Source organism: Methylocella sp. (assembly GCA_037200525.1).
In the GTDB taxonomy this organism is placed as follows: domain Bacteria; phylum Pseudomonadota; class Alphaproteobacteria; order Rhizobiales; family Beijerinckiaceae; genus Methylocapsa.
Window position 1 is genome coordinate 1,475,565 of record JBBCGG010000001.1, and the last position, 15,178, is coordinate 1,490,742.

The following is a 15,178-nucleotide window of genomic DNA, read 5'->3' on the forward strand; positions in this document are numbered from 1 at the left end:
CACACATCATTTCTCGCATCAACTTGCAAAATCGCCCCGTCAAACAATCCTGCTCTCCCAGCGCGTTTGAATACCGCTTCGGCTGTTGGCGGCCTTGCGCGTCGCTTGCCGAGTGGCGACGAAATCAGCCGTTTGGGCGGTTGCTATGGCTGTGATCCCGCCAGCGCATCCGGGCGCTCGCCAAGGTACCAGTTATAAATTTGTTCGCCGGTCAAAAAGACGACGTCCTTGTGCTTGCCAATATGCTCAAACACGCGCGCAAAGTGCTTCAGGCGATGCGGAGCGCCCATGATATAGGGGTGGACCACAAGCGCAAGAACACGGGCCGAACTCTCGGAGTCCGAATAAATCTGATCGAACTGGTCCACCGCGCGGTCGCAATACTCGGAAGCTTTGTGATGCTGGATCAGCATCATGGCGACATCATTGCACTCCTGGGTGTAAGGTATGTTGACGATTGGACGCGAGCGCGTCTTCAGCACCACCGGCTCATCGTCGAGCACCCAGTCGCAGACGTAGTCGAAGCCCTCCTCGACCAGTATGTCTGGCGTCTCCCAGGTCTCCGTCAATCCCGGCCCAAGCCACCCTCGCGGAGCTCGGCCGGTAAAAGCACGGATCGCCTCCTTTGTCTTGCGAATATCCTCTCTTTCGTTCAGCACCTTTTGCATGTTCTTCTGGCCGAAGCCGTGGCCAACAAACTCCCAACCCCGTTCGTGCGCCGCCCTAGCGATCGGCTCATAAGTGGCGATCGCTTTTCCGTTAATCGCAAGGACCGCCTTTATGCCGTGCTCATCGAGAACTTTCAGCATGCGCCAGAAGCCGACGCGGTTTCCATATTCATGCCAAGCCCAGTTTGGAACATCGGGCATTGGGGCGCCGCCGGCGGGCGGCGTCAGAACCGTGCGCGGCATGGTTTCCTTTGGATCCCATTCCTCAATGTTCACAATAACCCACACCGCCATCCGGGTTTCGCCAGGCAATTTCAGTGCAGGCCGTTCCGTTATCGCCGAGTAGGACAAGCGTTCGGTTGGCAGCATGATTAAACCTCAGGGGGGCCGATGGTGATTGTGAGATCTCCGACGCCTTCGACGCGACCATGAAGGAGTGCGCCAGGGTTGACCGGGCCAACGCCGGCCGGGGTTCCAGTCATAATCAAGTCGCCTGGGGCCAGCGCGTACGACATGGAGAGATTTGTGATGATTTCCTGTACGCTCCAGATCATGTGAGCGAGATCGCCGCGCTGGCGCTGCGTCCCATCGACGTCGAGCGTGATTAAGCCTCGCGATGGATGGCCGATCTCGCTCACACGATGGATTGGACCGCACGGGGCGGACGCATCGAACGATTTGCCGCGTTCCCACGGCAGCATCTTAGTGCGCATGTCGCGTTGTTGGTCACGGCGGGTTAAATCAATGCCGACGGCATAGCCGAACACTATGTCAAGCGCTTGATATTGTGACAAACGACGGCCCCCTCCGCCCAGCGCTACGACAAGTTCAATCTCGTACTGAAAATCTTCGGTGTCGGCCGGAAAGGGGACCGTGCCGCCATCTTCGACCGCCGCATCGCTCGGCTTCTGGAAAAAGAAAGGCGGGTCGCGCTCGTCGCCCTCTTTCATTTCGCGGATGTGGTCAGCGTAATTGCGGCCGACGCAATAAATGCGGCGCACTGAAAAACGCTCGACGGACCCAGCGATCGGGAGGGTAGGGGGCGAAACAAAGGGAATTGAATGAGGCAGTGACGAGATCAAGACAAGCTCAAGAGTTTGACGGATTAAGCGAAAGCGGCCGGTTGAGGTTCACGCGCGAAAGCCGCGAGGTTCATGATCGCGTTTGTGTCGGCGACGAGACCGAAGGCTGTAGAAATGCAGAGCAACCCCGCTTCGTGTAGATCGGAACCGTCCATTGTCTCCACGCAATCCTTCGCGACGATCACGCAATAATCGCGCACATTCGCTGCGGCCGCGGTCGCTAGAATACAGGAGTTGGTATTTACGCCAGTTACGATCAACACGTTGATGCCGCGGGCGCGCAACAGGAAATCAAGATCGGTGCCGAGGAAACAATCATAGCGCTTCTTGGTGTCTACAAGAAGATCGCGACTGCGATCGTAAAGCTCGGAGATGACGTTAACGCCCGGCATACCCCTTATGTTGTGGCGCAGTACATTTTTGCGTGTTGCCGTCGGGTCCTCGGCTCGCGTGCGCCAGAAGGGATTGCAGACAATCTCTGTCGCATCTCGGTACTGCGTCATTACGTGGATCACAGGAACGCCAACATTTCGAGCCCAATCGAACAGGTGATTGTTTGCCTTGATGACTTGCCGCGCGATGGCCGGGGTGGTTGGCATCGTCGCCACCTCCATGTCGAGGTGGCCGCGATGTAAATCGATTGCGACTATTGCGGCTTTAGGTTGATTGACGCCGAGCTGCAAAATATTCTCCCACTCAGATCAAAGTGTTCCAGCTTGTCCTGAGTTGCGCCCGCTGATCTATCTGAAAGGTGTCCGCCAACCAGTCGGCGATGAGTTCTTGACCAATCGTCGGATGGTCGTGCTGACAGTGCTCAGCACCGGTCTCCTCGGGATCCACGATTCGGAGCGTTACGTCGACGCCCTTTGACGCCGCGTAATTATAAGCACGGCTCGCTTGAGCAACGGTCAGCACGTCGTGACCACCATGTACGATCAAAAAAGGGCATTTCATATTCTCAAGATGCCCTTCAAGCGTGAAACTCTTCATGATGCTATGAGCTTTATCCATGGATGTGGCCCCCAGCACCCATTTGATGTGGATCGCGAGACCGAAGTCTTCGCCTTTCTGGCCCCACATCTCATGCAGATCGTAAATCGCGCCATGCGAAATCGCGGCAGCGAGGCGACCTTCATAGCAGCCTGCGCGAGCGGCGTAATAGCCACCCATCGACGAACCGCAGACAGCGATGCGATCCGGGTCGACGTCGTTTCGAGAAACTAGCCAATCAATGCAGGCGCCAATGGGCACTTCAGTGTCAGGCCGGCTGACGATCCCGTGGCGGCGCAGCGTGCCGCCCTGGCCCGGTCCGTCTATCATCAATACCGAAATGCCGCGCTGCAAGCATCCATGCGCCTGCATGAACCACATCTCGTCCTTGATCGAATCCAGTCCACCCATACAAATCAGGACTGGCAATCTGTCGCCGGGAAAGGGGGCGCGGACGAAGTACCCGCAAATGGGTTTGCCGCTCTCGTAAGGAATTTCTATTATCTCCCCTGGCGGATCGAGACTCGCCAGGAAGCGATGACTGCATGCCTCCATCTTTTCAAAAGTAATTAGCCGCCGCGGATCGGTTGGCTCAAGAAAAAACTCAGCCTGTCGATAGTGATTGGCCGCGCGAAGAAAACAGTTCATCGAAGTGCGGACGTGGCCAACGTCGTATTCTGATATTCCGCGCTCCCAATTCCTGTTGGCCGCAGCTAGCCATTCACAATGCCAGCTTTCGAGGTCTCCAGGTATGATTCGCGACGCCGTCCTGAAAACTTCACTGACGCCGCCGCCTCCTTCCTCTGTCTCGCCGAGACTACGGCGTAGCTGATAGGAGAACCATGGATGCTGAGGCCAGTGATGCCAGCCGTACGGTTCGTAGTGCGACGAACTATCCACCGTAGGCTGCTCGATTGTGTCGTCGGCGATCGCCATGCGGCGCAACTCTTTTGATGATGATCCAAGGATACCAGCCTTAACCAAGGTGGGATACATTGTGACTCAAGTCAAACGTAATTGTATACACTTTTGCTGATAAAATGTGCCGGTTCGCCGCACAAAGAGGCAGTGTGGCTATTCGACTTAGAAATAACCTGCAGTTGTCATCTGACCGCATAGGCTCAATCTCGTGCGGGAAGAGACCTCTCGTCTTCCCCCTGAAAAGTGATCCTCCCTGACGTATGGCTTTTAGAGCGAAGGGAGCAAACCTACGGAGATTGTCGCGAAGCTCCGGCAGGTGGAAGTGCTGACCGCACAGGGGAAACCCGTGTCGGCCAGAGCGACGAAAATCGTATCCATGTGAACATCAACGCCGACGTGGGTGATAAGCTCGTTTATGACCCGCGTCTCCAATGCATGAGGCTCGGCGCTGGCCTATCCAGCGCAATCCTCGATCAACCTGCATATTGTGAGACGGTCGCTCTCTATCGTAGGCGTGGACATCGTGGCAGGCTGGATGGCCAACCACCTCTGAACCGATCTCGCCGAGCCGCCCTAGGCTCAGGACCTATTAAATTTGCCTGAGATGTGATTCCTGGTCTCCGCATGGGGAGGCTGGGATGAGTGATTTGTTTTTGTTGGGCGAGCGGCAGATGGCGCGGCTTGCGCCGCATTTTCCTCTGTCGCATGGCGTTCCGCGGGTTGACGACCGTCGGGTGGTCAGCGGAATCGTCTATGTGATCCGCAACGGCCTGCAATGGAAAGATGCGCCCAAGGATTACGGGCCGCACAAGACGCTTTACAATCGCTTCATCCGCTGGAGCCGGCTCGGCGTCTTCGACCGCATATTCGCCGCGCTCGCTGGCGAAGGTCCAAAGCCCGAGCGCATCATGATCGACGCCACGCATCTGAAGGCGCATCGCACAGCGGCGAGCCTGCTCAAAAAGGGGCTCTTCCCCGCCGTATCGGGCGCACGAAAGGCGGACTGAACTCGAAGCTCCACGTCGTTTGCGACGGCGCCGGCAAGCCCCTCGTCATGTTGCTCTCGGAGGGCCAGATGAGCGACCACAAGGGCGCGCGGCTGATGCTCAAGGCTTTACCGCCCGCTTCAATGTTGATCGCCGACAGGGGCTACGACAGCAACTGGTTCCGCGCCGCGCTGAAGGCCAGGGGCGTCGAGCCCTGCATCCCGCCAACCAGAAGCCGCAAGCTTCCCATTGCCTATGACAAGACGCTCTACCGCCAGCGTCACAAAATCGAGAACATGTTCGCCAAGCTCAAGGACTGGCGGCGCATCGCAACCCGCTATGATCGATGCGCCCACACCTTCTTCTCCGCCATCTGCATCGCAGCCGCCGTCCTCTTCTATCTCAATCAATGAGTCCTGAGCCTAGACCTCGATGCCGTGCCCTTGCGCAATTCAGCGCGCGGAAAGCACGAAGATGGAGTGGACGGCGGAGACTTTCCCCAAAACGTGAACTTTGACATCGTGTCTGGGGCGCTTGGTATGAGGGGGCGCATTCGTCTTATTTAAAGGCTCGCTACCTTTGGCGCTTGGTTTCATCTTCGCTGTCCCGTTCCTATAGATCGCAGCGAAGTTGGTCGAATAACGCGAGCCTGCTGCCGTCGAATTCATCGCTGACAGCGGCGGGCGGCTACGGCATGAGGCCACGGTTACGACTCCCTGGTCATTGACCAAGCCCGGGGATACTGTCTGAAGACCGTCGATAGGAGCGAATCAAAGGTTCAGGTCCCGAAGCCATTTAACGACAGCATCGGCAAGCGGCTGTTCATTTCCTTCGAAGAAATGGCCCTTCTCGCTTGGCGATCTGCTATCCGGCAAAAGTACGTAGTCCACACGTTGAACAAGCGAGCCATCGGTATGGGCTGCATCGAGCAGCATATATGACTCGAAGGGCTGAACAACACTGTCCGCCTGGTCGCGAAGGATCAGCACGGGGAGTGGAATACGGCGGATCCAATAAGTTCCATCCGCAGCACTTGTTTTGTCCCAGCGATAGGTCAGAAAGTGCTGCGCGGTGACGCCGGCCACCTGACCTGAAAAATATGGCATCTTCGACGGCAAAAAATGGTCCGCCGTCTTCTCGTGAAGTGACGCTAGAGCCTCGCCTGCCAATTGCCTGAACTTGTCCTCGTCCTGCACGAGCATCGTGCGCGTTTTCCAAGGGAGATTTCCGAAAGCGCCGAGCAAAATCACGGCTTTGATGTCTTGATCCCAATTCGTCGCAGCATAGAATTGCACTTGTATGTTGCCTAGACTATGTCCTTGCACCACAATCTTTCGATAACCGAGTGCTTTGGCCGTCAGGACCGCAGCTTCGATATCCTTGCGAACATCGTAGAAATTATCGGTATTGATCTTTTCGTCGTGCTGACGAGTGTCGATGGCGAGCGCAGCATAACCCGCCGCAGCCAAACGGCCGCCCAATGCACTTTGCGGCAGTTTTCGGAAGCTGGATCCGCTACCGTGGATCATAATGACGATCGTGGTCTCGGTGACCGGTTTTGACGTCGGCTGCCACAACGCTCCGTCGATCGAGGAGTTGTCAATCGCTGTAATGTTCAAAAAACGGAGCGCTACCTCGTCAGGCGGTGTGAAGTCGTTCGAAAGCCCTGCAGGCCGAGAGACGAAGGAATAGTCAATACCGGCTGCTTTCTCCGCTTTTGCGAGTTGGACATGTCCCGATAAGAGGATGGTCCCCAAAACGGCGGATAGACCCAAACGCTTTAAATGCCGGCGAGGCAAAGCTCCGATCGATTTGAAATTGACGGCAGAAAACTTCATAGTCCGGACACCCCTTCAAGCGCTGGATTCGGTGATGCAAGTGCGAGCCCTCTTTGTCAGGCTCAAGTCATCCTAAGCGGTCCAACTGAGTAGCTCAGGCGCGGCACAAGTTCAGCCTATCGCCAGCTTGGCGATCTCGCGATGCCGTTTAGGAACCGAGCACGCGCCCCTGATTCACAGCAAGGTGGTCGTGACCGACCATATGACTGACCCGGTGATGATGACCGCCGCCTGGATCAATGCGAATCGAAGACCGCCTGATACGCGGCGACGTTTGTGCGGATTGCCTCGGATTCGATCAATGTTGGGTTGAGCGGGTCGCGCGCGGGCGGAAGACTGCCGAATTTCATAAGACAGGCCATGAGCAGAAGTCTCGCCTTCGTGGCCGTCAGATTGGACGCGGCAATTTGAAACGGGTGAGGATCGGCAAAGCCTTCCGTCGCGCCTCGACCAACCTTGCATACCGGCAAACCGCTGAACGTTGCTTGCAGAAGGAGCATGTCGCGGGCGGTCGAGGCGCTGTGGCCATACGGCGCGAGGCCCTCTACAACGAAACCGGCAAGCCGATTTATCCCGAGCTTATGGTCGATCGAGGCCCGCAGATCGACTTCAAGCTCGGCGGCGTCGCCGAAATCGAGGGTCGAATACGCACCATCCTTGCTAATCGTGACAACTGGGATTGCGTCTGGAAGCAATTTGTTGTCGTCATCCTTGATTGCCACCTCGATGCGTTCGACGTAGCCGCTCGCGCTTTTGCGGACGGCGCTTGTCGTTCGAGGTAGCTGGTTGATGTTAACATCGGACAGGTGGGTGTGCTTATAGGCCGGCAGGTAGGTAAGCGCGAGCGCTCCCGTGCGACTGACCTGACCGAGGATGCCGCCGTGGCCGCCGGTCGCCACGTAACCGCCGGGTCTCGCATCAACCTTAGCGACTTCGCGTGCGGCGAAGAACTGCTGCTCTTGGATGACCACAGTCGCGCATTTGTTTCGGCCTTCGGCATCTGCCCAGATCCGCGACGCGATGAAATGGACGGAATCCACGATGTTTTTCGGTCCATCGTTGCTGATTTGACCTTGCGGCCGCTGCGCTGCGTTCCCACAAATCGGCAGCGTCGTGTCGATGAGGAGATTAAACCAGTAGGCGGTCTCCTCGATCTGCGGGCTGCCCTGGGTCCAGATGATACCGTCATATTTCCCGCTCGACGCCACGGCTTGCATGTCGTTGGTGATGGTGGCCAACATCGGCCGGGGCGGCTGGGAAGCCAGATGATGCGGCTTGTAAGGAAAAAAGTTTTTGCCTCGAATTTCCACAGGGATGTCGCCCTGGCCGACATCGCTGCGCCGATGCGCGGGAACGCCCTTGGTGAAGCCGCCCGGCGGCGACGAACGGTAAAAGTCGATGTTCGCCATGGACGAAATCAGGTTTACGAGTCCCTCAGCGCCGATCGATAAACGATCGATTTCTTCGAACGCTCGCGACCCGTCTGGAAAAAATCCCTGTCGCGCCTGACTTGCAGGGGCGCCCGGCGCGGCGCACTCCTCCTCCCAAGGTTGCCCGTTGGCTTGTGTCGCCATGTAGGGGAGAGGGTAGAGCCCATCTTCCGGACGCAGCTCGATCTCGTAAACGGGTCTGTCGCTCTCGCTTTGCCGCGCGTGACGAAATACGCCATCCGCTCCGATGAACCCGTCAGGCTCGCCGTATAATTCGCCCGCGTCGGATTCAAGCGGGTGGGCAGAAAATTGCTCTACATATACGATCGCGGGAGCGGCGACCCGCTGCGCTCGCAGGGCGTCGAAAGCCGGACGCGAACCGTCATCATTGAGACGCAGAGGCAAGCCCAGTTTCTCCCGCGCTTTGTTGGAGGTCACAAGGGGCGGCGTGTTCTGGATAGTTGCAGTTGGTCCGGAGATATGTGCGATGCGGGCCTTCTCGGCCATGCTTCTTCCCTCATAATGCGACTGCTTCACGTCGCCACGACCCGAGTCAGCGCTTCGCCTCGATAGCTGAAGCGTCAATATTAAGCCGCAGAAGACGCGCCATGGCTAGTTTACGTTCACAACCCGCCGAGTTTCGGCAAGCCGAATGCATCGGCCCAGAAGACCGAAACCGCGGCCCCGACGAAAAAAGTATGCGTGAGCGACGGCGAGGGCTTTGCGAGCCCGCTCTGATCAGGATTCCAGATGTACTGCAAAAACGGCTTGAAGTTGATGCCTGGCGCAAGCTGGAGTCCGTAGTTAACTTCGATGAACTCTTCCGAGCTGCTGACCGTCTGGTTGGTGTGCTGGAGGCGCAGGCTGCTGTCGATGGCGGTGGTCAAGAGAGGATTTAGGTTGATCCACTGGGCCTCGAAATTGATTGAGTCGTTGGGTCGGGACGCCAGTAGTCCTTTCATGGACAAACCGACGAAGAAGGCGCTGGCGATTGAAGGCTCGCCGCTTGTTGTGAAGTTGGCGCCCCCGAATAGGTATAGCGCGCGCTCATTCGTCATGTCCGGGCGCCATACGACTTGCTGACCCTGAAGCCAGAGTCCGCTCCTGCCTTGATCAACCCTGGCGGCGCCTCCGGACACTATGCGATTTTTGCCAGCCGCGTTGAGCAACGGATCACTGTATGTGCCGGTATCGATAAATCCGCCGATGTCGAAAGCCCTCGGATACGGATCATTTTTGAAAGTGGTGCGATAACCGAACTGCATTGGAATCGTAACGCCCGTCCCCTTGTTGAAATCCCAGTCTTCTCCGGGCCAATCGTCATGATGAATTGAGTTGAGGAGCGGCTCATCCTCATAGACGCCGACGTTGAAGTAAAAGGAATATGGCAGTCTCACCTTCGTGACTGCGGCCCAGGACGCCGTGAGATAGGAAGGAGATCCTTTGTCGAAGGCGTATGCTCCGGGAAGCGCGCAAAGGCCATTGATAAATTGGCAATAGAGGTCAGAGTAATCGAAATCAAAACCCACTGGGATGCGGCCGACCCGGACATCCAAATTATCATTAAACAGGCTTTGCTCGTAGGAAAACTCGTTTAGCCTGAGCGCGGCATTCAGCGAGAAGACGCGATTGAACGCAAATGCGCTACCTGAAAATGGCTCGGTTGGGACGCCGTTCAGATCATCGACGAGGATGTGAACCGAACCGCCCGGAATGCCGACGATTCTATTCATATCGAGATCGACTCCAAGCGATGTGTACCCTTGATAAAGCCAGCCTCTCTGTAGGCCGCCGGAGATGTTCGCGTATCCCTCATTGATCGTGCGGCCGGTAATATAGATTCCCTGGTCCGCCAAAGTCTTGCCAAGATCTCTCCCCCACGGCCGAAGGTTGAAAAGGTAGCCCTCGGACACTCCCTCCGCCGGGTATGGCTCGACCGGAGGAAGAGCGGGCTGCGCGGTCGGCGAGGCCGCCGTCCCCTCGTCGCTCTGGGCCTCGGCCTGGGCAATGAAGGAAACCGATAACATTAAGATCGTGAATAGCCGGTGGAATGTCTTTGTACGCATGACAGGCCCCCCTGTACAATACAAGCCTTGCACACCTCGATGTGATCGGCGGCTTCACAACGCCTTTGCATCATCCGTGCCATATCGTCTGTTTGTCAGACATTATGACTGGATCGGGGGAGGCGGCGTTGAAAAGAGATAGCTTCAGGCAGGAACGGTGCGCCGGATGGCGCCGATTACGCTGGCGGCCGTCCGTCGCGACAAAGGCAGTTCGCGACCATCAGACGCCAGCGGACCACCACTCAATGGGTAACGCAGCGGCAAATTGGCTGAAATTCGCTCATGGCGCGATGCCTCATCCGGCGCCGCCGATCTCTTTTCGAGGCGATGCAAAAGCCCGCGGATATTGCAAATTTCCGGCGCAGCCATCGCGCTACTTGAAAAGGCCATCGATCAACCTGGGCGCCGCGGTCAGCAAGATACCGGCGGCTCGGGCGGGCGCGTCGGCTCAGATCTGCGAGCGTACTCTCTAGGGAGTTAAGCGCTTCGCTTGGGTGAACGCATCCCTGTTCCGCGTCTTGCCAAGACGTCGTTATCGACGCTAGCTTCCCATCCGCCGCGAGATGATATCTGCGCCAGACCAAGCAGCTCCGCCACTTCTTCAAGCCCCTCTGCCGCCTATCTCAGCCTGCCACGGCATAAGACGCCGCTCAATCCAAGCAATCAGCGCGTCCAAACCGCAGGCGAATATCATCAGGAAAATGATCGGGACGAACATTGTTGCTGTATCAAAGTTGTTGGCCGAGTTGATGATGATGGCGCCAAGCCCCGATATCGCCGTAAAAAATTCAGCGATAATCATGGCGACAACAGCCTTCCCAATAGCGAGGCGAACGCCTGCGGCGATGTATGGGAGCGCGGCGGGAAGAATTATCCGTCGGAGAATGACGAAGTCACTGGCGACAAACGATTTTCCGACCTCTATCAGGCTTTTGGGAACGGCTTGGACGCCAGCCCATGTGTTTATGCAAACCGGAAAGACCGACATCAGGAAAACTACCGCAACCTTTACGGCGAGCCCCAGGCCGAGCCACAATACAAGAAGCGGCACAAGAGCAACCAGGGGCATCGCGTAACCGGCGATAACGTAAATCCCGAAGGCTGCCTCGATAACGCGGAAGCGGCCAATCACCAGCCCGAGAGGAATGCCGACAACAATCGATAGGATATAGCCTAGAGAAAGGGTCTCCGCGCTCTGAAGAGCCGCAGGAACGAACTGGCCTGACCTGAGAAGCTTGATGAATGCAATTGCGATTGCGCTCGGATATGAGCCGAAGACAGGATTGACATCGCGCCCAAAGAATTCCCAAAGCGCGAGCATTGAACACACGGACAAAACCGTGATGAGCCAACTTGATGCTCGCGACAGCTTTCCCCCGGCTACGCCTGAGTCCATCAAGAGCGGTTCGGAGGTGTAAGGTTTGTCTGCGCTACCCGACAGCATTTGCATCATCCTGGCCAACTTGATTCGTCGCCGCCGCCCGATGAAGAGCCTCCCATAAACGATGCCGCGTTTCTGTGAATTCGGGAGTTGCGCGCAAGGCCGCCGCGCCGCGATGCGCGCGCGACAGCGGAACATCGATCACTTCCTGCAGGCGTCCGCCGCGGAGAACGACAACGCGGCTGGCGAGCACGACCGCCTCATCAAGATCGTGTGTGACGATCAGGATTGTCTTGCCAGTCTTGGCGTGGATCGCCAGCAATTCATCATGAAGCGCCTCTCGCGATTGCGCATCGAGGGCGCCGAACGGTTCATCCATGAGCAGCACACCGGGATCGATCGCCAGCGCGCGCGCGATCCCAACGCGTTGCTTCATGCCGCCTGAGAGCTGGTGTGGCCGACGTGCGGCTGAGTCTTTTAGACCTACAAGGTCGAGATAGGATATGGCGATCTCGGCTGCGGCGCTGCCACGTATGCCCTTCATCTCCAGCCCAAACATGACGTTGTCCCGCGCCGTGAGCCAAGGCAGAAGTTCTGCATGTTGAAAGATAATGCCGCGGTCATAGCCGCACCCGGTGACTTTCCGGCCACCCACAGTTACATAGCCGCGAGTGGGCGCCTCCAATCCCATTGCGATCCGGAGTGCGGTCGTCTTACCGCAACCGCTCGGCCCGCAAAGTGCGACGATCTCGCCGTCAGGTACGAGGAAGCTTAAGTTGTCCAACGCCCGCACGGCGCTGTTGCGAGTCGCTCCTTGGTAGGAGAACGATTTTTCGATGTTAACGAAAGCAATGTCCGCCACGGTTGTACCTCTTCGCAGGCCTTATTATTTCACCGTGGTTCGCGCGAAGGCATCAGCCCGTATCGTAGTATCCACCATCTTGCTGACGTCGAAGGACTCGCTGAGGTTGCCGGTCTTCAACAACAACTGTTCCATCCAAATCAAATTTTCTACAGGTAACGGCATGGATGGATCGATTAGCTTGTTGTTCACAGCCTGATCATAAACGTAAACGGGTCTCGCGTCGTCGCCGCTGAGAGTCAGCGTTGTCCGGGCGAGCGCGACTGTTTCCGAACGATGCTGCTCCGCATAGCGGATTCCATCCATCTGTGCGGCGACAAAGTTGACGGCCGCATCTCGATGGCGCTTTAAAGCCGCGCCGCTCATATAAGTGCAAAGCCTCAGATAAGAAGGCAGTTCCTTGTGGCCGTCGACCAGCATCTTTAGGCCGTTTTTCGCTGCTAGCGGAGCAAACTCCGTCGAGAGCGCGGCAGCCCCTATAATTCCGGCCGTCAAAGCGCGGTAGCGGTCTGCGTCGCCTCCCATCGCGGCGAAGCGCACCTCCGTAACGGGAATGCCTCTTTCCTCGAGAATTGATCTGACCAATAGATCCGGAAGGGAGCCGGGACTCGAAATAGCGAATACTGCCCCCTTCAGTTGCTCAACGTCAGTGATTTTGTCTGACGTAAACAATCCATAGGAAAGTCCCGGCCAGTAACAGCCAACGACCTTCACGTCAGCGCCTCGCGCAGCGGCTATGATCGCCCCGCCCGGGCTTCCTTCAAAGCTATCGACATCGCCGGCTAGCAGCGCCTTCAGGGCGAGTGCGTCGCCCTTCATCTGAACATATTCGACCCTCAGCCCGTGTTTCGACGCGACCTCGGGCTGACCAGGCATCAGGACGAATCCTGCATCCGCCTTGGCCTCAACGATAGCGTGCCGCCAAACCTGAAGTTCTTCCGCGGCAATTGGATGCGCATACGCCAAACCCGCGATAAAGCCTATTGTTGCGAGGATCGCGTCGAGGCGGCAGAGGATCCACTTTCTACCCGCCGATCCGGTTATTCCCGTCTCCCCTTCTGAGGTCTTGGGAGGAAGAACGAGCCGTGCGGCGAACGCCAATGAGTTTTTGTGGGTCACGCTGCTGGATCCTGCAAGATTGGTGTATTCATGGCTACGTCGCTGCGTCGTTGCCGAGCAATCTTCTCGCCGGTCGCAAAATATTCGCCACGCGTCGCAAGAGCGGCCTGCTCCGCAAGCCACTTCGGCCAGTGGCCAAGATCATATCCGTACCAGGGAGACTCCGGCTTCAGCGTCTGCAGACCGAGACGATTCCAGAGCTGCTGCGCTTCTTCCATGAACTCGCGTCGTGGGAGGGCAATCGGTGGGAAGCTGCCGCGCATTGTTGCATTGATCAATACCGATCCGCTATCGCCACTTTGCAGTGAGCTCCGAGGACCATGTCCCGGATCCTTCTTATCCAGGACCTTCAGATCATTTTGCGGTTGACTACGATAGCACATCGCCCAGAACAGCGCATCCGCGTTCTCCGGGTCAATATCTTCGTCGACGGCGATAATCCACTTTCCCGCGTAACGGTGCATGGACGATGCGCCATATAGGGCGCGCCAAATTTCCGTTTCAAGAGTGCCTTTTGCGAACTGGATTGCGATTAGAGCGATCACGCTCGTCAGGGGCTCGTGCATGTGTACGCGACGAACTCCCGATATTCCCATGGCGGACCGCAGATGATTAAGCATCACCGGCTCCATGGCCGCGCGACGGATCACGCTCGACTCGCTCGGTGTGACCTGACTAATGAAGGATGTCAGAATAGGATGTTGGCGGCGGGTGATTGCCGTGACTTCCATGAACGCATTATATTCCTGAAGATTTACGTAGCCGTGAGACTCTCCAAAGGGAGCCTCAGGCTCGAGAAATGCAGTTTCAATATAACCCTCGATGACGATCTCGGCCTGAGCGGGCACAAGCAGATCAACCGTCTTGGCGCGAACGACTTCAATCGCGCTACCGGTCAGCCCACCCGCAACCCACAGCTCGTCGAGACTCTCGGGCATCTTCTGCACCGCGGTATAGGAAACGGCGGGAGGACAGCCAACAATCACCGCGCAGGGAAGCCGTTCTCCGCGAGCCTTGCGCTTCTCCCAGTGAACCAGAATTCCGGGTCGGATCTCGACAGATGGATTCATGCCAAGCTGGCGCGGTCCTTTTATCTGCCCTCGGTAATTACCGAGATTCTGAATCCCGGTATCCGGGTCCATCGTTATGTAGTGCCCGGCGGTAAGATACGGAGCGTTGTCCCATCCTGGCGTAGAAATCGGAACCGGTAAGCTATCGAGACCGAAACCGGGCCTATCAAGGTCATCGCCGATGAGCACGATGTCGTGGCAGGGAGCTCGTTCCACCAAACTTGGCGGGATTGGCGCATTTAGGGCTTTCAACCATATTGAGCCGATGGCTCCCGGGTCCGCGCCAAAGCCGATGCGGTAAATATCGCGGCTTCCGGCCAAGCCCGCCACGAGCACGGCGCCGTCATAGGCCTTGCCTTTCCCGTCGGTCGGGCGCGTGAAAAGGAAAGCGCGTCGATCCACCTCCGGAATGCCGCCGCGATATTGCCACCGGACCAGAGGATGCATCACGGTGTCCTTGTTGACGGGCTCATCAACAACGACAAGCAGTCCCGCGTCTGCAAGGTTACGGATGTGATCGCGTAGATCCGGATATCTGTGTGTCGCCTCCGGATCGCGCTGGAAGCGCGAGAGGGCCGGATGTCTGTCGTTAAAGGAATCAGTCATCTACGATCTTTACTCTCGCAAACGCCAGCAAAACGGCCGCCCGGTAAAAAGCGCTGCGGAAGCTCCGCGCGTGATCGGAATTCCGCAACTGTCAGGACGTTGGGGATTATAGATCGCACACTTCGATCCCACGAAGATGATCTACATGAACGCTGGGTT

Annotated in this window: 12 protein-coding genes and 1 pseudogene; 2 read left to right on the top strand and 11 right to left on the bottom strand. The window is 57.2% G+C overall.

Annotated features, from left to right (window positions below):
• Positions 1 to 143: 143 nt before the first annotated feature.
• The 4 genes from WDN46_07045 to WDN46_07060 all read right to left on the bottom strand — a co-directional run bounded on the left by WDN46_07045 (position 144) and on the right by WDN46_07060 (position 3,676).
• A complete protein-coding gene (locus tag WDN46_07045; protein MEJ0093181.1) occupies positions 144 to 1,037 on the bottom strand; it encodes a polysaccharide deacetylase family protein in 894 nt (297 codons plus the stop codon).
• 2 nt (positions 1,038 to 1,039) lie between these two features.
• Complete coding sequence (locus WDN46_07050; protein MEJ0093182.1) at positions 1,040 to 1,669, bottom strand: fumarylacetoacetate hydrolase family protein; 630 nt, start codon at positions 1,667 to 1,669, stop codon at positions 1,040 to 1,042.
• Between the two features lie 104 nt (positions 1,670 to 1,773).
• Positions 1,774 to 2,433 carry a cysteine hydrolase gene (locus tag WDN46_07055; GenBank protein ID MEJ0093183.1) on the bottom strand — a complete coding sequence of 220 codons (660 nt, stop codon included), beginning with the start codon at positions 2,431 to 2,433 and terminating at the stop codon, positions 1,774 to 1,776.
• Positions 2,434 to 2,446: 13 nt separating this feature from the next.
• The gene (locus WDN46_07060) at positions 2,447 to 3,676 is read right to left on the bottom strand and encodes a prolyl oligopeptidase family serine peptidase (GenBank protein ID MEJ0093184.1); all 1,230 of its coding nucleotides are present in this window, start codon (positions 3,674 to 3,676) and stop codon (positions 2,447 to 2,449) included.
• 656 nt (positions 3,677 to 4,332) lie between these two features.
• Here WDN46_07060 and WDN46_07065 point away from each other — a divergent pair.
• A pseudogene (locus WDN46_07065) lies at positions 4,333 to 4,470 on the top strand (transposase).
• Positions 4,437 to 5,060 (top strand): IS5 family transposase, encoded by a 624-nt coding sequence (locus WDN46_07070; protein MEJ0093185.1) that lies wholly within the window; start codon positions 4,437 to 4,439, stop codon positions 5,058 to 5,060. Before WDN46_07065 ends, WDN46_07070 begins: the two are co-directional and overlap by 34 nt.
• A gap of 357 nt (positions 5,061 to 5,417) precedes the next feature.
• Here WDN46_07070 and WDN46_07075 read toward each other — a convergent pair whose 3' ends face one another.
• The 7 genes from WDN46_07075 to WDN46_07105 all read right to left on the bottom strand — a co-directional run bounded on the left by WDN46_07075 (position 5,418) and on the right by WDN46_07105 (position 15,019).
• Positions 5,418 to 6,485 carry an alpha/beta hydrolase gene (locus WDN46_07075; GenBank protein ID MEJ0093186.1) on the bottom strand — a complete coding sequence of 356 codons (1,068 nt, stop codon included), beginning with the start codon at positions 6,483 to 6,485 and terminating at the stop codon, positions 5,418 to 5,420.
• A 236-nt stretch (positions 6,486 to 6,721) separates the two neighbouring features.
• Positions 6,722 to 8,422, bottom strand: coding sequence for an asparaginase domain-containing protein (locus tag WDN46_07080; protein MEJ0093187.1), 1,701 nt, complete (start codon positions 8,420 to 8,422; stop codon positions 6,722 to 6,724).
• Positions 8,423 to 8,538: 116 nt separating this feature from the next.
• On the bottom strand, positions 8,539 to 9,981 hold the full coding sequence (locus WDN46_07085; GenBank protein ID MEJ0093188.1) for a carbohydrate porin: 1,443 nt from the start codon (positions 9,979 to 9,981) through the stop codon (positions 8,539 to 8,541).
• A gap of 601 nt (positions 9,982 to 10,582) precedes the next feature.
• The gene (locus WDN46_07090; GenBank protein ID MEJ0093189.1) at positions 10,583 to 11,377 is read right to left on the bottom strand and encodes an ABC transporter permease; all 795 of its coding nucleotides are present in this window, start codon (positions 11,375 to 11,377) and stop codon (positions 10,583 to 10,585) included.
• A 34-nt stretch (positions 11,378 to 11,411) separates the two neighbouring features.
• Positions 11,412 to 12,224, bottom strand: a complete 813-nt coding sequence (locus tag WDN46_07095; GenBank protein MEJ0093190.1) for an ABC transporter ATP-binding protein — start codon at positions 12,222 to 12,224, stop codon at positions 11,412 to 11,414.
• A 24-nt stretch (positions 12,225 to 12,248) separates the two neighbouring features.
• Positions 12,249 to 13,343: an ABC transporter substrate-binding protein gene (locus WDN46_07100; protein ID MEJ0093191.1), complete on the bottom strand. Its 1,095-nt coding sequence runs from the start codon at positions 13,341 to 13,343 to the stop codon at positions 12,249 to 12,251.
• Positions 13,340 to 15,019 (bottom strand): UbiD family decarboxylase, encoded by a 1,680-nt coding sequence (locus WDN46_07105; protein MEJ0093192.1) that lies wholly within the window; start codon positions 15,017 to 15,019, stop codon positions 13,340 to 13,342. The genes WDN46_07100 and WDN46_07105 overlap by 4 nt, the downstream gene beginning before the upstream one ends.
• Positions 15,020 to 15,178: the final 159 nt, after the last annotated feature.

Coding starts and splice junctions, on each gene's coding strand:
- WDN46_07090 (MEJ0093189.1), bottom strand. CDS start 11,377: ATGGACTCAGGCGTAGCCGGGGGAAAGCTGTCGCGAGCATCAAGTTGG.
- WDN46_07105 (MEJ0093192.1), bottom strand. CDS start 15,019: ATGACTGATTCCTTTAACGACAGACATCCGGCCCTCTCGCGCTTCCAG.
- WDN46_07060 (MEJ0093184.1), bottom strand. CDS start 3,676: ATGGCGATCGCCGACGACACAATCGAGCAGCCTACGGTGGATAGTTCG.
- WDN46_07070 (MEJ0093185.1), top strand. CDS start 4,437: ATGGAAAGATGCGCCCAAGGATTACGGGCCGCACAAGACGCTTTACAA.
- WDN46_07080 (MEJ0093187.1), bottom strand. CDS start 8,422: ATGGCCGAGAAGGCCCGCATCGCACATATCTCCGGACCAACTGCAACT.
- WDN46_07085 (MEJ0093188.1), bottom strand. CDS start 9,981: ATGCGTACAAAGACATTCCACCGGCTATTCACGATCTTAATGTTATCG.
- WDN46_07075 (MEJ0093186.1), bottom strand. CDS start 6,485: ATGAAGTTTTCTGCCGTCAATTTCAAATCGATCGGAGCTTTGCCTCGC.
- WDN46_07045 (MEJ0093181.1), bottom strand. CDS start 1,037: ATGCTGCCAACCGAACGCTTGTCCTACTCGGCGATAACGGAACGGCCT.